The 21,701-nt window shown below is 40.2% G+C and carries 26 protein-coding genes and 7 pseudogenes; 32 read left to right on the forward strand and 1 reads right to left on the reverse strand.

The genetic code is table 11. The features are described from left to right. Nucleotides 1-119: 119 nt before the first annotated feature. The 4 genes and pseudogenes from QNH10_RS12580 to QNH10_RS21175 all read left to right on the forward strand — a co-directional run. A pseudogene (locus tag QNH10_RS12580) lies at nucleotides 120-359 on the forward strand (DUF1646 family protein); the annotation flags it as partial. Between the two features lie 222 nt (nucleotides 360-581). Further along, complete coding sequence (locus QNH10_RS12585; protein WP_283731822.1) at nucleotides 582-971, forward strand: NUDIX hydrolase; 390 nt, start codon at nucleotides 582-584, stop codon at nucleotides 969-971. Between the two features lie 106 nt (nucleotides 972-1,077). Then, nucleotides 1,078-1,278: a hypothetical protein gene (locus QNH10_RS12590; RefSeq protein WP_283731823.1), complete on the forward strand. Its 201-nt coding sequence runs from the start codon at nucleotides 1,078-1,080 to the stop codon at nucleotides 1,276-1,278. A 142-nt stretch (nucleotides 1,279-1,420) separates the two neighbouring features. Then, complete coding sequence (locus QNH10_RS21175) at nucleotides 1,421-1,534, forward strand: hypothetical protein (protein WP_430541119.1); 114 nt, start codon at nucleotides 1,421-1,423, stop codon at nucleotides 1,532-1,534. A gap of 134 nt (nucleotides 1,535-1,668) precedes the next feature. On the opposite strand, the gene QNH10_RS12595 is transcribed toward QNH10_RS21175, so the two are convergent. Next, the gene (locus QNH10_RS12595) at nucleotides 1,669-1,926 is read right to left on the reverse strand and encodes a ferredoxin (RefSeq protein WP_283731824.1); all 258 of its coding nucleotides are present in this window, start codon (nucleotides 1,924-1,926) and stop codon (nucleotides 1,669-1,671) included. A 118-nt stretch (nucleotides 1,927-2,044) separates the two neighbouring features. Between QNH10_RS12595 and QNH10_RS12600 the strand changes: the two genes are divergently transcribed. From QNH10_RS12600 to QNH10_RS12730, 28 genes and pseudogenes are all read left to right on the forward strand, one after another. Then, entirely contained in the window at nucleotides 2,045-3,082 is a 1,038-nt protein-coding gene (locus QNH10_RS12600; protein ID WP_283731825.1) for a YpbB family protein, read from the forward strand. Next, nucleotides 3,082-4,101 (forward strand): annotated as a pseudogene (locus QNH10_RS12605) (RecQ family ATP-dependent DNA helicase); the annotation flags it as partial. The gene QNH10_RS12600 and the pseudogene QNH10_RS12605, both read left to right, overlap by 1 nt. A gap of 212 nt (nucleotides 4,102-4,313) precedes the next feature. Next, complete coding sequence (locus tag QNH10_RS12610; RefSeq protein WP_283731826.1) at nucleotides 4,314-4,514, forward strand: RecQ family zinc-binding domain-containing protein; 201 nt, start codon at nucleotides 4,314-4,316, stop codon at nucleotides 4,512-4,514. 80 nt (nucleotides 4,515-4,594) lie between these two features. Next, a complete protein-coding gene (locus QNH10_RS12615; protein WP_283731827.1) occupies nucleotides 4,595-5,152 on the forward strand; it encodes a hypothetical protein in 558 nt (185 codons plus the stop codon). A gap of 158 nt (nucleotides 5,153-5,310) precedes the next feature. After that, the gene (locus QNH10_RS12625; protein WP_283731829.1) at nucleotides 5,311-6,084 is read left to right on the forward strand and encodes a metallophosphoesterase; all 774 of its coding nucleotides are present in this window, start codon (nucleotides 5,311-5,313) and stop codon (nucleotides 6,082-6,084) included. Nucleotides 6,085-6,164: 80 nt separating this feature from the next. Next, nucleotides 6,165-7,126 (forward strand): annotated as a pseudogene (locus QNH10_RS12630) (YpdA family putative bacillithiol disulfide reductase). Between the two features lie 36 nt (nucleotides 7,127-7,162). Then, nucleotides 7,163-7,840, forward strand: a complete 678-nt coding sequence (gene prsW / locus QNH10_RS12635) for a glutamic-type intramembrane protease PrsW (protein WP_283731830.1) — start codon at nucleotides 7,163-7,165, stop codon at nucleotides 7,838-7,840. A gap of 172 nt (nucleotides 7,841-8,012) precedes the next feature. Then, nucleotides 8,013-8,743 (forward strand): annotated as a pseudogene (gene sleB / locus QNH10_RS12640) (spore cortex-lytic enzyme). 45 nt (nucleotides 8,744-8,788) lie between these two features. Beyond that, complete coding sequence (locus tag QNH10_RS12645; protein ID WP_283731831.1) at nucleotides 8,789-9,031, forward strand: hypothetical protein; 243 nt, start codon at nucleotides 8,789-8,791, stop codon at nucleotides 9,029-9,031. A 50-nt stretch (nucleotides 9,032-9,081) separates the two neighbouring features. Then, nucleotides 9,082-9,798 carry a PepSY1/2 domain-containing protein gene (locus QNH10_RS12650; protein WP_347177878.1) on the forward strand — a complete coding sequence of 239 codons (717 nt, stop codon included), beginning with the start codon at nucleotides 9,082-9,084 and terminating at the stop codon, nucleotides 9,796-9,798. Continuing rightward, complete coding sequence (locus QNH10_RS12655; RefSeq protein ID WP_283731832.1) at nucleotides 9,785-10,075, forward strand: hypothetical protein; 291 nt, start codon at nucleotides 9,785-9,787, stop codon at nucleotides 10,073-10,075. The genes QNH10_RS12650 and QNH10_RS12655 overlap by 14 nt, the downstream gene beginning before the upstream one ends. Before the next feature lie 93 nt (nucleotides 10,076-10,168). Next, nucleotides 10,169-10,810: a flagellar brake protein gene (locus QNH10_RS12660; protein WP_283731833.1), complete on the forward strand. Its 642-nt coding sequence runs from the start codon at nucleotides 10,169-10,171 to the stop codon at nucleotides 10,808-10,810. Between the two features lie 272 nt (nucleotides 10,811-11,082). Then, nucleotides 11,083-11,760 (forward strand): (d)CMP kinase, encoded by a 678-nt coding sequence (cmk, locus tag QNH10_RS12665; RefSeq protein ID WP_283731834.1) that lies wholly within the window; start codon nucleotides 11,083-11,085, stop codon nucleotides 11,758-11,760. Further along, nucleotides 11,757-12,336, forward strand: a pseudogene (locus QNH10_RS12670) (lysophospholipid acyltransferase family protein). The gene cmk and the pseudogene QNH10_RS12670 overlap by 4 nt, the downstream one beginning before the upstream one ends. Nucleotides 12,337-12,416: 80 nt before the next feature. Continuing rightward, nucleotides 12,417-13,558, forward strand: a pseudogene (gene rpsA / locus QNH10_RS12675) (30S ribosomal protein S1). Nucleotides 13,559-13,678: 120 nt separating this feature from the next. Then, the gene (gene der / locus QNH10_RS12680) at nucleotides 13,679-14,989 is read left to right on the forward strand and encodes a ribosome biogenesis GTPase Der (protein ID WP_283731835.1); all 1,311 of its coding nucleotides are present in this window, start codon (nucleotides 13,679-13,681) and stop codon (nucleotides 14,987-14,989) included. 19 nt (nucleotides 14,990-15,008) lie between these two features. Further along, a complete protein-coding gene (locus tag QNH10_RS12685; protein ID WP_283731836.1) occupies nucleotides 15,009-16,028 on the forward strand; it encodes an NAD(P)H-dependent glycerol-3-phosphate dehydrogenase in 1,020 nt (339 codons plus the stop codon). A gap of 94 nt (nucleotides 16,029-16,122) precedes the next feature. Then, nucleotides 16,123-16,269, forward strand: a complete 147-nt coding sequence (locus tag QNH10_RS12690) for a DUF2768 family protein (protein WP_430541120.1) — start codon at nucleotides 16,123-16,125, stop codon at nucleotides 16,267-16,269. Continuing rightward, nucleotides 16,266-16,481, forward strand: coding sequence for a hypothetical protein (locus QNH10_RS20660; protein ID WP_347177879.1), 216 nt, complete (start codon nucleotides 16,266-16,268; stop codon nucleotides 16,479-16,481). Before QNH10_RS12690 ends, QNH10_RS20660 begins: the two co-directional genes overlap by 4 nt. Continuing rightward, nucleotides 16,394-16,576, forward strand: a complete 183-nt coding sequence (locus tag QNH10_RS21365; RefSeq protein WP_488199569.1) for a YphF family lipoprotein — start codon at nucleotides 16,394-16,396, stop codon at nucleotides 16,574-16,576. Before QNH10_RS20660 ends, QNH10_RS21365 begins: the two co-directional genes overlap by 88 nt. Nucleotides 16,577-16,811: 235 nt before the next feature. Beyond that, nucleotides 16,812-16,982, forward strand: a complete 171-nt coding sequence (locus QNH10_RS20665; RefSeq protein WP_347177880.1) for a hypothetical protein — start codon at nucleotides 16,812-16,814, stop codon at nucleotides 16,980-16,982. 93 nt (nucleotides 16,983-17,075) lie between these two features. Then, complete coding sequence (gene spoIVA / locus QNH10_RS12700) at nucleotides 17,076-18,554, forward strand: stage IV sporulation protein A (protein WP_283731838.1); 1,479 nt, start codon at nucleotides 17,076-17,078, stop codon at nucleotides 18,552-18,554. Between the two features lie 195 nt (nucleotides 18,555-18,749). Further along, nucleotides 18,750-19,007, forward strand: coding sequence for an HU family DNA-binding protein (locus QNH10_RS12705; protein WP_283731839.1), 258 nt, complete (start codon nucleotides 18,750-18,752; stop codon nucleotides 19,005-19,007). Nucleotides 19,008-19,333: 326 nt separating this feature from the next. Further along, nucleotides 19,334-19,895: pseudogene (gene folE / locus QNH10_RS12710) on the forward strand (GTP cyclohydrolase I FolE). Nucleotides 19,896-19,967: 72 nt separating this feature from the next. Then, the gene (mtrB, locus tag QNH10_RS12715) at nucleotides 19,968-20,189 is read left to right on the forward strand and encodes a trp RNA-binding attenuation protein MtrB (RefSeq protein ID WP_283731840.1); all 222 of its coding nucleotides are present in this window, start codon (nucleotides 19,968-19,970) and stop codon (nucleotides 20,187-20,189) included. Between the two features lie 48 nt (nucleotides 20,190-20,237). After that, complete coding sequence (locus QNH10_RS12720) at nucleotides 20,238-20,597, forward strand: hypothetical protein (protein WP_283731841.1); 360 nt, start codon at nucleotides 20,238-20,240, stop codon at nucleotides 20,595-20,597. Further along, complete coding sequence (locus tag QNH10_RS12725) at nucleotides 20,504-20,971, forward strand: heptaprenyl diphosphate synthase component 1 (RefSeq protein ID WP_283731842.1); 468 nt, start codon at nucleotides 20,504-20,506, stop codon at nucleotides 20,969-20,971. Before QNH10_RS12720 ends, QNH10_RS12725 begins: the two co-directional genes overlap by 94 nt. Nucleotides 20,972-20,989: 18 nt before the next feature. After that, complete coding sequence (locus QNH10_RS12730; RefSeq protein WP_283731843.1) at nucleotides 20,990-21,685, forward strand: demethylmenaquinone methyltransferase; 696 nt, start codon at nucleotides 20,990-20,992, stop codon at nucleotides 21,683-21,685. The last annotated feature ends 16 nt before the right edge of the window (nucleotides 21,686-21,701 follow it).

Genomic DNA, 21,701 nt, shown 5'->3' on the forward strand with positions numbered 1-21,701 from the left:
TTGCGATTGTTATGTTAAACTATCACCAATAGGCCAATTACTTAAATTGAATATTCAGTAATTTTTTAGGAAGAGTCTGTCACCAAGGGAGTAGTATGCCCTTTGGTAGATGGACTCTTTTATTGGACAATGCCACGCTCGCTGCTGCAGAAATCAGTCCAGCAATGAGTGAACCAACCATTAAAGCCGTACTATTAGGCCTCATTATTAGTGAAGGAATGCTTATTCCTGGAAACATTCCTAATATCATCGCTGCAGGAAAGCTTAAAATTCCTAGTTTAGAATACGCGAAATTTGCGTTTCCTGTTGGCTTGATTGCTATGGTTGCTTATTTTATTGTTATTCTTATAACTGGGTAATGAATAAAGCTAAGAAAAACCACTTTAACTGATTTAGATATCAGTTGAGGTGGTTTTTTTGTGAATCACGGGCACTTGGGACTGTTTTAAATACTTACAAGTTCGAGATTATTTTATCTGAACCTTTTGAAAGTGGTTGGAGAATTCATGATATAATAGAATTAATGGTATTCGAGATTATTATTACAAAACTATAGAACGGTAAAGGCGGGGAATATTCGAATGAAAAGCTGGTCAGGATCAGCAGGTATTTGTATCAATGAAAAAATGGAAGTATTGATGGTAAAAAGTTTTGAGTCAGAGGGGTGGGCAGTACCTTCTGGTGGTATTGAAGCAGGGGAAAGTCCCGAGGAATGTTGCATTAGGGAAGTCAAAGAAGAAACCGGATATGACGTGAAGGTCATAGAGCTTATAAGGGTGAAAGAAACAACCATTAACGACATTCATGTAACTACATATTATTTTAGGGTTGAAAAGATTGGTGAAAGTAGCGGAATTAATGATCCTGATGAAATTATTGCAGAAGCTAATTGGAAGTCTTTAGCTGAATTAAATGCGATAAACCACGTCTATCCTGAGGATTTAGAATTACTATTGGAGCAATTAATATAGAAGTAACTACAGAGACCTATGATATAAGAGGGGATGCGTATGTATAAGTTCAAAGAATATGAATGTAATTGTAAACAGTAGTTTGAATCGGGAGGTTGGGGGAGCAATGAAACGGTGGTGGTATTGGTTGTTTACTGCGGTATTTTGTGGCTTTATTCTTATAACACAAGGATTATTTTCCTCATATAAATTAGAGGGAGAACAACCTGGTTCGTTAAATGAATTTTTGCTAAGCACTTGGTGGGGCTTTATTGCAATATTGGTAGTGTTATTGTCCCTTAAACGGATGAGCGAAAAAGGACAGTGAACGATTAATCATGTGAAAGAAGAAAATCAGTGGAAGTAATTAAGGGAATACATTGAGTTGGAAAGGTAACTACTTAAGGTAGTTAAAGGTGATATATATGGAGTTGCTATTATTTATTTTATTTGTCTGCTTTCTGGCATTAATGTTTAGTTCTGTATTAAGTAATCAAAATAAAAAAATTCAAGGCAATAAAAGAATAGAACAGAAATTAGATAAGCTTATAGAGTTATTAGAAAGTGAAAAAATTAATAAGTGATGCGGCAAATGAATATGGATTTAGGGAATTTTCTATGTTCTAGTTTGGGAATGAAGCGGAAATCCCTCTGGGTGTTACAATATTGTTTAAAAGAATAAAAAAGGCTGCCTCAAAAAGGGCAGCCACTCATTTACTTAGTCTTCATATTTTAATGGATCGCCATCGAATGGTGCATCAGCGACTTTGATAGAGTCTGTTGGGCAGCCATCAAATGCATCCTCCATGTCCTCCAATAGTTCTTCTGGAACTTCAGTTGTACCCGTGTTATCATCTAAAATAACATAGGCAATTCCCTCATCGTCATAATCGTAGATGTCAGGTGCCGCAGCGCCGCAAGCTCCGCATGCAATACATGTATCTTGGTCAACGATGGTGTATTTTTTGCTAGTCATTGACGTTCTCTCCTCTTTCTCCGCACAATCTATTTAGTTCCCTTACTATTCTAAAGCTGTTTTCACTACTTTTCAACAGAAAAACATTAATATAACGTTGACTTAGGAGGAATCTGACATGAATTTGTCTTCAATCCTATTATTTATCATAGACAAGATGAACGGAGAACGGACATTGAATGCAGGTCTACATCTCTTGCGTGGGAAAAAATCAGGTCAGACCTTACAAGATGTTGAGTATTTCGACTTGAGATCTTTTTTCGGAATTTGGCCAAAATTGGATGAGTTTTTATACCAACAGACAGTAGATGAATTGGTGAAAAATGAACTGATCACAACCGATCAGAAATTTTGTCGTCTTACTGAAAAAGGGAAAAAGGAAGTGAATGGTTTCCGGTGTCCCCAATTTAAAGGGTGGGATTATCGTGGAAGGGAAGTCATATTTTTTGGGAGAATTGCATTGGCAGTCCAAACTATATCTCATTTTCGTTCAGGTTCCACATCATTCACTCCCATACAAAGAGATCGTGAAATTCAACTTTTTGTAAAACGTCTTCTTGAGGGAAAACCGCTAACTGAACCGGAGTTCGGGAAGAGAATTGGCGATGAACTTAAACGAGCCCTTGTAGCAAGCGGGATGAGTGATCGACATAAATACATATTTTCGAACAGGTTGACAGGAAATGGCGTAACAGCGAAAACATTGGATCAGCTTGCCTCCGAATTGAATAGTTCACCTTCAGGGATTTATCTGTTATTCATAGAGAGTTTACATATGCTGTTGCCGGCCGTTGAATCAACCGATAACTTTCCATTTTTAAAAACATGCGCAACGGATGTAAAAGTCCATTCCTATTTAACCGAATCTGCATTAAGAACAAAAAAGCTTTTTGACCAAGGATATTCGATGGAGGACATAGTAAGGGTCCGCAATTTGAAAATGAGTACGATTGAAGATCATATTATCGAGATGGCGATGAATGATGAGCTATTCCCCGTAACTCATTTCATTTCAGAAGATTCTATTCAGGCAGTCCTCTCTAAATCCAAAGAATTGGGGACAAAAAGACTTAAGCTATTGAAAAATGAATTCGAAAAGCTTTCCTATTTCGAACTTCGATTAATATTAACCGTTACTAGGGAGGGGGAGTTGTGATGGATTTACAATTGTTACTCAAAGAACGGTTTGGTTACACTCATTTTCGCACAGGGCAAAAAGAAGTGATTCATCATGTATTGAATAAACGCGATTGCGTAGCTATCTTGCCTACAGGAATGGGGAAGTCACTCTGTTATCAATTACCTGGATATATTTTGCCCGGTTCTGTTTTAATCATTTCACCGCTTGTCTCCCTAATGGAGGATCAGGTCATGCAAATGAGGAAGAATGGTGAAAAGCGGGTTGTAGCTTTAAATTCTTTTCTCCCTTTTTCTGAGAGAAACAGAGTTATCTCTCGCCTTGGAGAATATAAGTTTATCTTCGTCTCGCCTGAGATGCTTTCACATAAATCTTTTGAGTCTCATCTTAAAAGAATTGAAATTGGCCTCATAGTTGTAGATGAAGCCCATTGCATTTCGCAGTGGGGGTTTGATTTCCGTCCTGATTATTTACGTATTGGCGAGTTTTTATCTTCTTGGAGTTCACCAATATTGGCTTTGACAGCAACAGCCGATACAAAAGTGATAAATGACATAACGAGCTATTTGAAAATGGATGAACCAGCCATCGAAAGACACTCTTTAGATCGACCGAATATCTCTTACTCAATCATTCAACTTAACTCAACCTTGGAGAAAACGGATTGGATTAAGGAAAGGATTATGAAAACTACCGGTCCTGGGATAATCTATACTTCTTCAAGGAAACGCGCTGACGAATTGGCGGCTGAATTACAGTGGGCTGGATATGCTATTCAGTCGTATCATGCGGGAAAAGAACAAGATGAACGAGCAATCATCCAAGAACAATTCCTAAATAATGAACTAAAATGGATATGTGCAACAAATGCATTTGGTATGGGCGTACATAAAAGTGATATTCGTCAAGTTATTCATGAACATCTCCCGTCCAACATTGCCGGTTATCTCCAGGAAGTGGGAAGGGCTGGAAGGGATGGTCTACCTTCCGCCGCAACGCTGCTTTATATGCCAGCTGATGAAAGGATGACAAGTTTCATCATCCAATCGGATAGACCGGATGAAAGTCAGATGCGACATTATGTAAAGATGCTCGCTGAAGGTCAAGAACCTTCTACATCGGCTGAATTAGCAGGCTTATCGGATACGGGAAGAAGAATAGTAGACTATTATTTGGAAAGATATTCATTGGATGAAACAAATGAGCGAATGAAAACTCTCTCCGCCGAAAAGAAACAGAGCTTCAAAAGATGCTCAACCTTGTACATTCTGACAAATGCTTACGGGAAACCGTTTTGTCGTATTTTGGTGAACGGTGCAAAGAAAAGCCTCAAGCATGTTGTTCAACTTGCGGTCTGAAAGAGATGGAATGGCTTACAGAAAAAACAAATAAGAAAAATATGAGTGTAAAAGTCACTTGGGATGATAGAATTACCAATCTTCTTGGCTAACATGTCTGATGAACGTTTACTTTTACGACAATATTCGTCATAATATAAGGAAGAGCATCGTTGGATAGGAGAATTTGTCGATGAAAAATGATGATTATAAAGTAGAATTCGAGAATAATCGCAAAGAGATAGAGCTTGATCATAATGAGGACGCAAGTTTGCCTTCGCGCGTAGAACGATATGGACGCCAGCGAAAGCAGAAAAAAACGTCAAGATATACAATGATCAATGTCATCCTTGGCGTTTTTACATTCATACCCATATTGATATTCGTATATGTTATATATAATTACTATTATGGACCAGATAGTGGCTCCGCTAAAGTTGCTAATACAGAGGTTCCTGTACAAGTGGGCACAAATTCTTCTTCAGGGAAGACTGATAATCTTAACTCGGTCGTTATTGGTTCACCAAAAGAAGAAGAGGATGAAAATGCTTCTGAAGGGAATGCTGATGAAGAAGCTGTTGACGAATCAGAAACTAAAAAACCTGTTGTAAACGTTAATCCTCCGGCATCTGAAAAAGAAGATTCATCAAAGGTGACAGAAAAACCGAAAGATGAAGGAAAAACAACTGAGCAAACAATAGCTAAAACCCATATCGTTGCCAAAACGAAACGCTCTATCGCATTTCGATGAATTATTATGGAAGCGTTGCAGGCATTGAAAAGATTATGAATGCGAATGGTCTGACTTCAAATAATATAATGGCTGGACAAAAGTTGATCATTCCATAAAATGAAATCCTGAAAGAGGCAAAGCCGTGTACTTTGCCTTTTTCTTATGGCAGGTGTGTAATGAGAATAATATTGAACAGTTTGTTTGGGATTGCGGGTTTAATAATTGCAGTTTTACTGTATATGTTCGCTTTTGCGAAACGCAGAAATGTAATTAGTCATTCCTACACTGTCGGAAAAGAAATAAAACAGGGCAAGGAGCTTTCCTTGTTTTTTATATCGGACATACACAGGCGCCATATTGATAGACGATTATTGGAAAAAGTTAAATCGTATGGGTCAATTGATATCGTCGTCATAGGTGGAGATCTTGCGGAGGCAGGTGTTCCGTTGCCCCGTATTGAACGAAATATAAGGGCACTTTCCACTCTTGGTCCATTATTTTTTATCTGGGGCAATAATGATCGGGAAGTCGGGGAAGATGAAATTCGGAAAATAATCAGTAGGCATGGCGGTGTTATCTTAGATAACACGGATGCAGCAATACCGAACAATCCATTATGGGGAATTTGTGGTACTGATGATCCATCCAGTGGCCGCGTCGATATTAAGGCTACACTGAAAAATGCCAAATCCTATCCATATTTGATTGTGGCGGCACATAATCCATATATGTTCAGAAAAATAGAGGAAGTTTGTAGCCCCGACTTGATGCTTGCAGGCCATACCCATGGTGGACAAATTAGAATGGGGAAATTTTCATTGCATGCATTAGGTAGATTTAGTGAGCAAGAAGGAAAAGCAAAATTGGTAAGCAATGGGTACGGGACATCCATCGTTCCACTCCGGTTAGGGGCAGCCCCGGAAAGCCATGTTATTAAAATAAATTATTGATGTTGGGTCTTTTTTCAACTCAACATCAATTAGTCGGTGAGATTCACTCGCTGTAAAAGTACTTAAGGAGATTGATAGAAATGATTACGAAAGACGCCATAGTGATCGGCGGAGGACCTTGTGGACTATCCGCCGCAATTGAAATACAAAATAAAGGGTTGGATGTATTAATAATTAAAAAGAAAATATTGTAAATTCGCTTTATCGATATCCAACACATCAAACATTCTTCAGTTCAAGCATAAAGCTATCCATTGGAGATATCCCCTTCATCACCGCGAAAGAAAAACCTAAAAGAAACGATGCACTTGTCTATTATCGTCAAGTGGCGGAGTTAAAAGAAACTCTCCATTAATAACTATGAAACTGTCGAGGATGTCGAAAAACAAAACGATGTATTTATCGTTAAGACGAATCTGAACAACTATTCTGCTAAATATGTAATTATTGCAACAGGTTACTATGACAATCCGAACAAGCTTGGAATAACTGGCGAGGATTTGCCGAAAGTATCCCATTATTTCAAGGAAGCCCATCCATACTTTGGAAAAAAGGTTGTCGTTATTGGGGCAAGAATTCCGCAGTGGATGCAGCAATAGAACTATTTCGTGCAGGTGCCTCTGTTACTGTGATCTACAGGGGCTCAGACTATTCCCCAAGTGTAAAACCATGGATTCTACCGGGCTTTGACAGCCTTGTTCGTAATGGTGAAATCGACATGCATTTTAACTCGAATGTCCTTGAAATCACCCCCAATACAGTTGTATTTGAAAGGGATGGCGAAAGACTTTCAATAGAGAACGATTATGTATTCGCCATGATCGGCTACCATCCTGACCATAGTTTTTTAGGTAGAATCGGCATCGAAGTCGATGAAGAAACTGGTCGGCCAGTCTATGATGAATCTACAATGGAATCCAATATCAAAGGAATATATATTGCGGGTGTCATTGCAGCGGGCAACAATACAAACGAAATCTTTATCGAAAACGGACGCCACCATGGTGAATTAATAGCCGAACATATAGCGGAAAATAACTAACAGGAGAATGAGTGGCAGGAAGGAGGCCGGTCGGGTATGATCATATTACTTACAGTAGCGATTGCGCCAGGCTTGGCACTCTTCAGCTACTTTTACCTACGCAAACAAATAGCGAAAGAACCGTCGCACACCCTATTTCATACATTCATATACGGTGCAATGATGACATTCCCAATCATGTTCATCCAACATGTATTCAAAGAAGAAAGCATCATCCCAAACGAATTCTTCCGCAATGTCATCTTTACCAGTTGGATCGAAGAATTTTTCAAATGGCTAATCCTCTTAATAGCAATATATAAACATATGGAGTTCGAAGATGCATATGACGGGATTCTTTACGGTGCAAGTGTATCTCTCGGATTCGCCACAGTCGAAAACATTCTCTATTTACTCATTTTCGGATTAGATACCGCTTTTTTACGAGCTTTATTGCCTGTTTCAAGTCATGCGTTATTTGGTGTCGTAATGGGATATTATTTCGGTAGGGCTAAATTCACAACTAAATCCAATAAAAAAGGCATGTTATTCTTCGCATTCTTTGCACCATTCATTCTACATTTCATATACAACGGTATCATTGGAGTGAATGACCATTCTTTATACTTAATCATTCCTTTCATGTTGTTTTTATGGTGGTTCGGATTGACACGGGTGAAATATGCACATACCTTTGCAATGCAACAATTCAGAAAAAAGACCTCGTTAAAATGAAGTAAATCACTTACGTATATAAGGCCATTCAAGATTCGGAGTAAATCCGGATCTTTTTTTTTTTTTCTTGATACTAAAAAGAAATTGTTTGGACAAACTGAGAGAAAGGAGGAATTGTATTGAAAAAAAATGTACAACGTTTATTAATACTTGTATTGCTAATTGGTTCTGTATACGCAACATCCCTATCCATACCGACGCATTCAGCTCGCGGGATTTAGGAAGGGGAGCAACTGGAGACGATGTTATTGAACTACAGGCAAGGCTTCAATACATTGGATTCTACAGAGGTGATATCGACGGAAAGTTCGGCTATGGAACCTATTGGGCCTTACGTAACTTCCAAGATAAATACGGATTACCGATTGACGGAATTGCTGGGTCGCAAACAAAAAAGAAACTTACAGCTGCTTCCTCTTACGATGAAAAGTTTGTAATGGAGAATTTGAAGAAAGGAAATAAGTTTACCCACTATGGCGGAAAACCACTGGCCTCGCAAGTAAAAAAAGGAGGCGGTAAAACGGAAAATATCCATCTGCCTTCTAAGTACACTGAGCAAGATCTTAAACTCATGGCTAATGCCGTATATGGTGAAGCACGTGGGGAGCCTTATGAGGGGCAGGTAGCAGTAGCAGCTGTCATTTTAAATCGGGTAGAACATGCCGATTTCCCTAATACTGTTAGTGGAGTTATCTTCCAGCCGGGAGCATTCACTGCTGTTGCAGATGGACAAATCTGGCTAACCCCTAATGAGCGGGCAAAGAGGCTGTACTTGATGCCTTAAATGGGTGGGACCCTTCAGAAAATGCCATCTATTATTTCAATCCGATTACAGCTACAAGTAAATGGATTTGGTCCCGACCACAAATTAAAAAGATTGGCCTGCATATCTTTTGCAACTGATAAAGGAGGATCGAAGAACAGCTATTAACGCTGTTTATATCCAAAATGAAAAAAACTGTATTTGTTCTTGCATACGCGCTGATTGCTGTTTCAATATTTGCTTTTACTAAGACAACGGAAAATAATAAACTTTCTTTGGCATTAAGTAACGAGTACGCGATGAAAATGGCGGACGCATCCGATAAACTTGGAGAACTTGATAAGGCTGTAAAACAAACACTTTTATTTAATCATTCTGAAGGGTCAAAGAAGGCACGGAAGACATCTGGCGACTTTCTTCAGATATAAAAAGCTCGATTGCGTCATTACCGCTTGATGCAAGTTTTACAACTTCCTGGATGAATTATTTAAGCAGAATAGGAAATTACGCGAAGGAAGCTGACCGAGCGGAACAGCCCGATGAGTATTATAAAGTAATGTCGCAGGCATCGAATAACTTAGGAGCCATGCAGGGTGATTGGCAACTCGCAACGGCAGGATTGCTGGATGGACAATATTCCATGGGCGAATGGACACGTAAATTGGACACGTCGAATCCTAATTTTGATTGGTCCAATATGGGGGCTTCCATTAAATCATACACGGAAAGCGATTTTCCTTTAACTGCAAGTGAATCTGATGCCATGAAGAAAAAAGAACTAAAACATATTGAAGACGCCAAGGTCACACAAGCGGAAGCGATTGACCGATTCAAGACATTATTCCCAAATGTCTCCAATGATGTAATTGGTGTTGAGATGAGTAAACCAGGTTCCCCTTACCCATTTTTTCATATCCGGTTTGCCGATCGTGAATCCATCGGTTATATCGATATTACAGAAAAAGGTGGCCATGTACTTTCCTATCTTTCAGAAAGACCTTTTGGAAAGGCATCATTATCATTTGATGATATAAAAAAGAGGGCGGAAGACTTTTTAAAGAATGCTGACTACAAGGATCTCGTCTATCAAGAATCAAGGGAAAACAATACAGCATGGCATTTCGTATTTGTCAGGAAAGAACCATTTTACGGAGCAAAAAGTATTTTCGGACGTAATCCATTTGAAAGTCGCTAAAGATAATGGGGACATTATCGGATTGGATGCATCCGAATACATCCGAAAAGAACAATTGGCAAGACAAGCAATTAAAAAGATTGATTGGAAAGAGTTTTTCCATAAGGATGTCCAGGTCGTTGAAGATGAACTTGCCTATGTTGAAAACGAGAGACTGGAACAAAGACTTACTCACTATCTAACAGTAACCCGTGATGAAAACGGCCATACTGGCACCTACACAGTTATTGTTGATACTGAAACAGCTGAAGTTATAAAGACGGAAAAACTGGATTGAGTTCGATAGGAAGATTGAACTGAAAATTATATATTGGAATTATTGCCTACCCATGACATAATGGTAATAACCATTCAAGGGTAGGTGTTTGCATTGTTCCTTACTATCGGTACAACGTTAACCATCAGTAAAGATAGCAATGAAGAAAATAATGAGCAGTTTAAAAGTAAGGTGGTTGACACGGGCGATGACTTTGTCATGATTGATTATCCCGTGAATATTGAAACAAACCGGACTACGTTTTTCATCGATGGTACAAAATTGCATGTTTCTTTTGTCAGAAATAATATTTCTTATTCTTTTAAAACTGAAGTGACAGGTAGGGCAAATAAAGACATCCCGATGTTGAAAATCTCCTATCCAGGGGATAAAAAACTAACTAAAATCCAAAGACGTGAATATGTGCGTGTGGAAACGGCCGTAGATGTCGCTGTGGATTATAGGGGAGTTATTCAACAATTTGTCGCAGATGATATTAGTGCTGGAGGCATAGCTTTAAACCTCGGACCGAATGACACGTTCGAAGATGGTGAAAAGGTGAAATTAACGATTGCCTTACCTTTCATAAATGATGAGATTAAGTATATTAATACTGAAGCGAAAGCCGTACGTACATGGAAGAAGAATGAGCGTGCCATTGCATCCCTGCAGTTTTTGGAAACAACATCCAAGGATAGACAGGACATTATCCGATTTTGCTTTGAAAGACAATTGCAGGCAAGGAATGATGCATAGCGTAGTTCACGGGGAAAGTCCTATTCAATCAGGACTTTTCCCTTTTTGATTAAAAAGCGGAAGGTGGTGTTTAGCGACGACAGGCGTTAGACAAATAGTTGAAGGCAGTCTAAGTTCGCGACGTCCTGTCGCAACGACTGCACACCTGCATCCTTGCAGGCGCGTAGTGGCGTTCTTTGCCACGAAGCAACTTTGACTTATGACCCGAGTAGCTGCCACCTTAAGCTGGATTATGATACAATGTTTTCGAACTGAATACGGGGGTAGATGATATGAGTAAAGGGATTATTATTGCAATTGATGGTCCTGCAGCTGCAGGCAAAAGTACAATTGCAAAAAGGATAGCACAAAAATTAGGGTATACGTATATAGACACTGGTGCGATGTATCGGGCTTTGACGCATAAAGCTATCCAATCGAACATAAATATGGGTAGTGATAAGGATTTAGCAGATTTACTAAAGCATACTGAAATAGTATTGGTTCCTGAAGAAAATGGCCAAGCCGTTTGGATTGACGGTGTCGATTGCTCCGAGGAAATTCGCTCACAAGAAGTAACAGCAAATGTTTCTGAAGTAGCTGCCCATAGTACAGTTAGACATCTAATGGTGGAGAAGCAAAGAGAATTAGCTGAAGGAACTGGCGTTGTGATGGACGGTCGCGATATCGGCACTGCAGTGCTTCCAAAGGCAGAGTTAAAAGTATTTATGACTGCCTCTGTAGATGAAAGGGCTGAAAGGCGCTTTGTCGAAAACGAAAAACGAGGAATTCATATCCCTCTTGCTCAATTAAAAGAGGAAATCGAGAAGAGAGACCGTGCTGATAGTGAGCGGGAATTATCTCCATTGAAAATGGCGGACGATGCCATTTTGGTAGATACCACATCCATGTCAATCGAAGAGGTGGCTAATCAGGTAATTATGCTGGCGGAAAAGAGGATGAACCAATGAATCTATACCCGTTCGGTAAATTTTTAGTTAGTACTATTTTCTATCCTCTTTATCGGGTCAAAGTTATTGGCAAAGAGAACTTTCCGCAAGAAGGTGGAGTGCTTCTTTGTACAAACCATATTAATAATTTCGATCCGCCGGTTGTTGGAAATGTAGTCCGCGAACAGTCCATTTCATGGCAAAGGAAGAATTGTTTAATGTACCAATCCTGAAATCCATTTTACCAAGTGTGAATGCATTTCCTGTTAAACGGGGCATGAGCGACCGTGAGGCTTTCAGAACTACCCTGAAATTGTTGCGAGGCGGTCATGTTGTTGGCATGTTTCCTGAAGGGACAAGGAGTAAGACGGGAGAACTTGGAAAGGGACTTGCAGGAGCAGGATTTTTCGCTCTTAAAGGCGATGCAGTCGTTATGCCATGTGCAATCATCGGTCCTTATAAACCATTCAAAATGTTAAAAGTCATTTTTGGTAAGCCTATCGACATGACGAGCTATCGGAAACAAAAGCATCCGCAGAAGAAGTGACAGAAGTGATTATGAGTGAAATTCGTACCCTTTTAGAACAGAATAAATAAATTTATAAGAGTAATTTTTTGTTTTTATGAATCGATTCGAATAATATAGAGATAGGATTCATTATGGAGGAGGACTACATATGACTGAAGAGATGAATTTGGATGAATTGAACGGTTATAAAGAAGGTGACCGTGTAACTGGTAAGGTGACAAAAATCGAGGATAAATCGGTGATGGTCGAAATTTCTGGTGCGCCGTTTGACGGTGTCATCCCAATTAGCGAACTGTCAAGCCTTCACATTGAAAAAGCATCAGATGCAGTGCAAGTCGGAGATGAACTTGAATTGCTTATCACAAAAGTGGAAGATGAAAACTATGTTTTATCGAAGCGAAAAGTGGATGCAGAAATGCATGGGATTCTCTTGAAGAGATGTTTAACAACCAACAAACAATTGAAACAGAAGTTAAGGACGTTGTAAAAGGTGGACTTGTAGTAGATCTTGGTGTACGTGGGTTTATCCCGGCGTCCCTTGTTGAAGATCATTTTGTTGAGTCGTTCGAAGACTATAAAGGACGTACAATGGAATTCAAAATTGTGGAAATGGACAAGGAGAAAAACCGCCTGATCCTTTCTCATCGTGCCGTCCTACAGGAAGCGAAAGCGAATAAAAGAGATGAAATCCTTACTGAACTAAAAGAGGGTCAAGTTCTGGAAGGGACAGTACAGCGTATCGCTTCGTTCGGTGCTTTTGTCGATATTGGTGGAGTTGATGGGTTAGTCCATATTTCACAACTTTCACACGAACATGTCGAAAAAGTTTCAGATGTCCTGAAAGAAGGAGACAAAGTAAACGTCAAGGTGCTTTCAGTAGATCGTGATTCCGAGCGTATCTCCTTGTCGATCAAAGAAACATTGCCTGGACCATGGGAAGATATCGAAAATCGTGCTCCAAGAGGATCCGTGTTGCAGGGTACTGTTAAACGTCTCGTTTCCTACGGTGCGTTTGTAGAAGTATTCCCGGGTGTGGAAGGACTTGTTCATATTTCACGCATCTCTCATCAGCATATCGGAACACCTCACGAGGTCTTGCAAGAAGGTCAAACAGTTGACGTCAAAGTGGTAGAAGTCAATGCAGACGATAAGCGACTCTCTCTCAGCATTAAAGATTTGGTGGAAAAAGAAGAAGAAGACAATTCATACGGCGATTACGAGATGAAAGAAGAAACAGGATTCTCCCTAAGCGACGTCATCGGAGACCAACTCAAAAAATTTACTGAGTAAGTTTGACTAATTTTTGAACAGATGATTGAATTACGATTCATATGGTGATGGTGCTTACATAGGCATCATCATCTTTTTTGTGTATAATACACAAGAGATATATTGGAAGGGTGTTAAATAATGAGTAAACCAACTGTTGCAATCGTTGGAAGACCGAATGTCGGAAAATCGACTATCTTCAACCGAATCGTCGGAGAACGTATTTCAATCGTCGAGGACGTAGCTGGCGTAACGAGAGACCGGATATATAGCTCCGCTGACTGGCTCTCCCATGATTTTAATCTAATCGATACGGGTGGCATCGATATTGGCGATGAGCCATTCCTTGAACAAATCAGGGCACAAGCTGAAATCGCAATCGAAGAAGCCGATGTCATCATCTTCTTGACTAACGGACGTGAAGGTGTAACCGACGCAGACGAGCATGTTGCCAAAATCCTTTACAAAACAAAGAAACCTATCGTTCTCGCTGTAAATAAAATCGATAACCCAGATATGCGTGATATGATCTATGACTTTTATTCGCTTGGTTTTGGCGACCCATATCCGATTTCTGGATCACACGGTATCGGGCTGGGTGATCTGCTTGATGCAGTTGCAGCCAGTTTCCCGGAACCTGGGGAAGAAGTCATAGAGGATGACGTCATCCGTTTTTCATTGATAGGTAGACCGAATGTTGGCAAATCGTCCTTAGTGAACGCATTGCTTGGAGAAGAACGGGTCATCGTCAGCGATGTAGCAGGAACGACAACAGATGCAATTGATACTTCCTATGAGTACGAAGGGCAAAAGTACAAGATCATCGACACTGCCGGAATGCGCAAAAAGGGTAAAGTGTATGAGAACATGGAGAAGTATAGTGTTTTACGAGCATTAAAAGCAATAGACCGTTCAGACGTCGTGTTAATTGTTATAAATGGTGAGGAAGGGATACGTGAACAGGATAAGCGTATTGCCGGATATGCAGAAGAAGCAGGAAAAGGAGTCATGTTTGTCGTGAATAAATGGGATGCTATCGAAAAAGACGACAAGACGATGAACAAATTCAATGAGGATATCCGAAAGAATTTCCTGTTCTTAGATTACGCTCCGATCGCCTACGTCTCTGCGAAAACGAAACAACGTGTTACGACTTTATTCGATACCATTAAAATGATAAGTGAAAACCACGCATTACGCATCCAGTCAAGCGTGTTGAACGAAGTGATTGAAGATGCTGTGGCGCGTAATCCAGCTCCATCAGATAAAGGCCGTAGACTGCGTATCTATTATGCAACGCAAGTGGCTGTAAAGCCTCCAGTCTTCATTGTTTTCGTCAATGAACCTGAACTCATGCATTTTTCATATGAACGCTTCCTGCAAAATCGCTTGAGGGAATCATTTGGCTTCGAGGGTACACCTATACGTCTTATTACAAGAGCAAGAAGCTGATTAAAAAGAGGTGGAATTATTGGAAAACGTTTCTGTATTAGGAGCAGGCAGTTGGGGAACCGCTATCGCGTTCGTTCTTGCAGAAAATGGACATGATTGTCTTTTATGGACAAGAAGGTCTGAACAAGCTAATGAAATTAATGAAATGCATACGAATTCTGTGTACTTGCCAGGCATTTCATTGCCCGGTAATTTGAAGGCGACAACTGACTTAAAGGGGTCTATACAACATGCTGAAATCCTTGTCATTGCAGTGCCGACTAAGGCTATTCGGGAAATTTCGAAGCAAATTGATAAGTTAACCGACACACCAAAACTGATTATACATGTTTCGAAAGGAATCGAACCGGATACATTGAAGCGCATTTCTGAAATGATTGAGGAAGAGATCAATCCGAATAAACTTCGTTCAATCGTGGCACTCTCAGGTCCGAGCCATGCAGAGGAAGTTGTCCTTCGCCAACCGACAACGGTTACCGCGGCATCAAATGATCAAAAAGCCGCAGAACAGGTTCAAGACCTTTTTATGAATCAATATTTCCGTGTCTACACGAACGATGACTTAATCGGTGTTGAATTAGGTGCAGCTTTGAAAAATATAATTGCGCTTGCTGCTGGTATCATTGATGGTATTGGCTATGGAGACAATGCAAAGGCGGCTTTAATAACCCGTGGCCTTGCGGAAATCACTCGACTTGGCATGAAAATAGGTGCAAACCCTCTTACGTTCTCAGGCCTGACGGGATTAGGTGATTTAATTGTCACATGTACGAGTGTCCATTCACGTAACTGGAAAGCAGGTAGCCTTTTGGGCCAAGGTAAGTCAATTGAGGAAGTTGTTTCCGGAATGGGAATGGTCATCGAAGGAATTCGAACAACAAAAGCTGCTCATCAGCTATCCATTCAATATGATGTTTCAATGCCTTTAACAGAGGCATTGTATTCAGTCCTATTTGAAGGTGTTCCACCGAAAGAAGCGGTGGATCAATTAATGAACAGAATGAAAAAACAAGAGATAGAAGATATTTTTTATAAATAATAGATGTCCCTTATGACACGAAAGGATGATCCTTTTGTCCTCTTTGGATAAAATGTGGCTATCGTTTTATGCGATGGGTTTCATGGCGATTTCCATGGGACTCATCTATGTTAGCCGACATAAGATTTCGAACAAATTATTGAAATTCATTTTTGCCCTAATCGCGTATGCGTTATTGATATTTTCTTTTTTCGCTATGGTTTATCTTGTATTCAGCGGGCCAACAGGAGGAGCAAGATGAGGGGGATTCAAAAAAGATTAACATTATTAATTTCGCTATTTTTCATGATGATTTTATCTGGCTGCATGTATCCTGGTGATGAAAAGAAAAAAGGGAAATCCCGTATAAAGATCAAATTGAAACGATTCAAAAGGCAGTTAATGCTTATAAGGAAAACACTGGCGGATTATTACCTATTAAGACAAGGGAAAATGAAACAGATCAGTACATAAAGTATCCAATTGAGTTTTCAAAGCTTGTTCCAGCATATACGGAAAAAATTCCATCCAATGCATTTGAGACGGGGGAATTTATCAATATGTATTAATGGATGTAGATGAAAATCCAACCGTTAAACTAGTAGATTTACGAATTGCTGAACGAATACGTGAACTGAACTTACGTAAACATATAAACGGAAAGCTGCCTTTTAAAGAAGCTGTCGGTGAAAATGTTTATGAGATAGATTTCGAAGCTATGGGTTTTAAAGACCCTTTAAAGATAGAAAGCCCGTATCTGACGCATTACTTCCGATTGTTGTCGGTGGGGATGGGAAGTTTTATGTGGACTACTCTATCGATCTGAACAGAATTCTTCAAGAGAAGAAACCGAATGTCAATGAAGGAGAAGACATAAGGCATCTTCTTTCTGATGACTTTCCCATCGTACCGGCCTATTCATTGCCATATACTGTAAATGATCAAAATGAACCGGTGTTTATGAAAAAGAAATAATTTCATAGAGTATCTAAAACGTTTCATGTGTTTTTAGCATGAAACGTTTTTCATTTACATAAACTAATATGCGCTAAAAAAGGAGGGCTAAGTATGAAAGAGGAGTTATATGAAAATCTTGCAAGACGAACGGATGGGGATATTTATATCGGTGTTGTCGGCCCTGTACGTGTCGGTAAATCGACATTCGTCAAAAGGGTGATGGAGGAGGTGGTCATACCGAATATGACGGATGCAGGCGATAGGGCAAGGGCGCAGGACGAATTGCCTCAAAGCTCGCCAGGTCCGATTATTATGACGTCTGAACCGAAATTCGTCCCCGCACAAGGTACCCAAGTATCCATCGGGGATGGGGAATTGTCCTTTCAAGTTAGGCTCGCTGATTGTGTCGGTTATGTGATTGACGGAGTGAAAGGATATGAGGATGAAGATGGTCCGAAATTTGTCCATACTCCTTGGCATAATGAACCGATACCGTTTGAAGAGGCGGCTCGAATCGGAACGGACAAAGTTATCCGAGACCATGCAACAATCGGCATTCTTGTAACAACTGATGGAACGGTTAACAACATTCCACGAGCGGCAGCAGAAGTTGCTGAAGAAGAAATTGTCGGGAAGTTGAAGGATATTGGGAAGCCTTTTGTCATTGTCCTGAATTCGAAAATGCCTGCCAATGAAAGAACAGTAGCTTTAAAGGATCAGTTGCATGAAAAACACGGGGTCCCTGTAATCGCAATTAGCGCGGACCAATTAAACGCCCAAGAAATCCAACTTATCCTAAAAGAGGCACTTTACGAATTCCCTATCACGGATATCGAATTGCAAAAGCCTGACTGGATGGACGTGCTTGGTTCGGATCATGAGTTGAATGCAGCTATTGACAAAGTTATCAATGAAGGATTCCTCGAAGCTTCTAAAATCCGTAAAATTCAAGAGCTTGCTGAACGATTGAAGGATGAAAGGTTTGTACGGCATGCTGAAGTTGTTGATGTCGATGCAGGAAAGGGTAAAGCGACAGTCAATATTGTGATGGATGAACAAGCATTCCGTGAGATTTGCGAAGAAATCATGCAACAGGAGATGAAAACGAAAAAGGATTGGCTCCTTTTCGTCAAAGATGCTGTAAAAGCCAAAAGGTCATATGATATGTACGCAGAAGCGATTGATACTGCGAAGAAAAGCGGTTATGGTGTTGCATTGCCGACAATTGATGATTTCCAACCATCGCCACCTGAACTTATTAAAGAAAATAATTTCTATGGTGTACGAATGAAGGCGTCTGCACCATCGCTTCATATTATCCGTATCGATATGGATGCGGAGTTCGCACCGCTTATCGGTTCGGAATTCCATAGCCATCATTTGCTGAAGGAATTAAAGAATGCCTATCTTCATGACAGGGATGCCTTATGGCAGACACAGCTCTTCGGTACACCATTGCACGAAGTGATGAAGGAAAGCATCCGCTTTAAAACGTCTTCCGTTCCACCAAATGCGCGAAAACGCCTACGCGAAACAATTGAGCAGATGGTCAACGATGGTAATAAAGGCATGATAACATTTATCGTTTAAAAAATAGAGCTTTCAATAAGTCGAAGAACCTTAAAAGATCCGTATTTCACGGGTCTTTTTTTTTTTTACCGAAATTGAACAAAATCCAAGCTAAACGTCGATAATATTGTTGCACCGCGGTTTTTAGTGTGTTACTCTTTTAAAAGCAAATGTAATTTACCTTTGAGAGGAGGTGAATGGTGTGAATAAACAGAATTGATCAACTCAGTTGCTGAAGCGGCAGAATTGACTAAGAAAGATGCTACTAAAGCGGTTGAAGCTGTTTTCGATACAATCCAATCAGCACTTGCTAATGGTGATAAAGTACAATTGATCGGTTTCGGTAACTTTGAAGTGCGTGAGCGTGCTGCACGTAAAGGACGTAACCCTCAATCTGGTGAGGAAATCGAAATTGCTGCAAGCAAAGTTCCTGCGTTCAAAGCAGGTAAAGCGCTTAAAGATGCTGTTAAGTAATCTTTAAGTTTACATAGGAGTCCGTCCGCTACATCTGGCTAACCAGATCATAGTGGCGGACTCCTTTTCATTTTTGATAAGCTGAACTAATGAGTTGGTAACTCCAGTTGCTTGAAGTGGAAGGCGCCGACTCCGGTGGGAACAGCGCGAGCTGAAAGCCCCGCAGGAGCGAAGCGACGAGGAGATTGAAGCCGTGCCCACGGAAAGCGTCCGCCTGAAACGTAAAGCAACGGTACATTCGTCGAATCTATCAACTGTACGTATTGGTGGGAGTGTGCTACTATCTTTGAAGGAATAGCATTGATTGGGTTAGGGAGGTTATCAATATGTCTCAGATGGATCTTGAAAAAATAGAAAAAGCAATAACGATGATTCTTGAAGCCGTAGGGGAAGACCCGGGCGGGAAGGGTTGCTCGACACACCGAAACGTGTAGCTAAAATGTACGCCGAAGTATTCGAAGGACTGGATAAAGACCCCCGACAATATTTCGAAACAGTATTCCATGAAAATCATGATGAAGTGGTATTGGTAAAAGACATACCATTTCATTCAATGTGTGAACATCACCTGGTACCGTTCTTCGGACACGCACATATCGCATACATACCACGAAATGGAGTAGTTGCTGGGCTTAGCAAACTCGCAAGAGCCGTGGAAACGACCGCTAAAAGACCACAACTGCAAGAAAGAATCACCTCCACCGTTGCCAACGCAATGATGGAAATGCTAAATCCAATCGGCGTCTACGTAATAATTGAGGCTGAACATATGTGCATGACTATGAGAGGGATCAAAAGCCTGGAGCTAAAACTGTAACAACAGTAGCTCGAGGAATTTATGAACACGATGATGTGAAAAGAGCAGAAATTCTGTCTCTTCTTAAATAAGACCGATGACTTTGCGGTTCAATTCATTTCTATGATATGATGAATTGTATATGAATGACGGGAGATGAAAATATGCCACAACCTGATTTTATCGTTATAAAAGCGCAAGAAGACGGAGTAAATGTCATTGGACTTACTAGAGGCAATGATACAAAATTTCATCACACCGAAAAATTGGATCGTGGAGAAGTAATGATTGCCCAATTCACTGAACATACATCCGCCATGAAAATACGTGGCAAGGCAGAAATTCACTCCGCGCATGGTATTGTTTACAGCGATGGGAAAGAATAAATCATAACGGATCGACCTTTCACATTGTCTTTGAATGGAGAACCGAAGATGGACAGACTAACAATTAATCGATACGTCGAAAATTATATAAAGAAAGTTGAGCAATCAATCCAAGAACCGATTGTTTATAGGGAACTTGGAAAGATGCCTTTGGATGAAGCGAAAGCCTTCTTCCTTCTTTTGCCATTGCTGAATGGCGAAAATTGGTCACCAATGCTGAATATATCAGCCATTGCTGTTGGTGCTGTTCATGCTGCATTTGATATACATGATCGGGTTGACCTACTTGATGCCTCTGCGAAAAACAGCAGCTTATGGTATTATCCGGAGATCATTTCAGTGGAATCCATTATCGTTTATTATCATCTATTCCTGATTTCGAATTTATTACAGCGATGTCGGAAATGATAGGTCGTATCAACGAGGTTAAAACAGATCTATTCATGGAAACTGTTGAAGATACATGTTGGCATATTGACTCGATGACTGTAATTGAATCGGGTTGCATTGGTGAATTCCAACAGAGATATGGTTTTACAAAATATAAAACGATATCTGAAACTGCATTGTGTCTAATTTGGTATTTCAAACAGTTGACAAAAGGTGTTAACTGCAATTGGGATCGATCAACAAACAGGCTGAAAAAGGAAGAGATTGAATCGGCAATTTCAATATTGTCCTCAAAGATGAGGAATGAACTTGTAAATGCCGACTTTTTAGCTCCATTTTTAAAGCAGGAAATACATAGGTTGGCACATCCTTTATCAGGAAAGCCTCTCTAAGGAAAGAAGGGAAGACATATGGAGACATCCAAAGAAAAGAAAGTCCATCACGTCTTCAAAAGAATCGCAGATGACTATGATAAGATGAATTCAGTCATCAGCTTCAATCAACACAAAAAATGGCGAAACGATATTATGAAGCGCATGAATGTTAAACCTCATTCAAGAGCTTTAGATGTATGTTGTGGAACAGGAGATTGGACGATTGCATTAGCGGAAGCAGTCGGTAAAGAGGGTAGTGTAACAGGCCTTGATTTCAGTGAAGGGATGCTCGCATCTGCACGGCCTAAAGTGCAAGGATATCCCTCCATCAATCTCATTCAAGGAAATGCAATGGAGCTGCCATTCGAGGATAATAGCTTCGATTATGTAACAATAGGATTTGGTTTACGTAATGTGCCTGATTATGAACAAGTATTGAGGGAGTTACACAGGGTTCTTAAACCGGGAGGCATGGCAGCGTGTTTGGAAACCTCTCAAACAGAAATTCCGGTTTACCGTCAAATGTTTCGCTTTTATTTTAAATACATCATGCCGTTATTCGGTAAAATTTTTGCGAAAAGTTATAAAGAATACTCTTGGCTTCAAGAATCGGCAGATGATTTCCCCGGAGCGAAACAACTTGCGCAAATGTTTGTTGACGCCGGTTTTCGGGAAGTGTCATTCAAGAAATATAGCGGTGGTGCAGCAGCAGGGCATATCGCTTTCAAATAATTGCAGGTAGGGGAAG

The sequence above is a fragment of the Sporosarcina thermotolerans genome (assembly GCF_030067815.1).
In the GTDB taxonomy this organism is placed as follows: Bacteria; Bacillota; Bacilli; order Bacillales_A; family Planococcaceae; genus Sporosarcina; species Sporosarcina thermotolerans.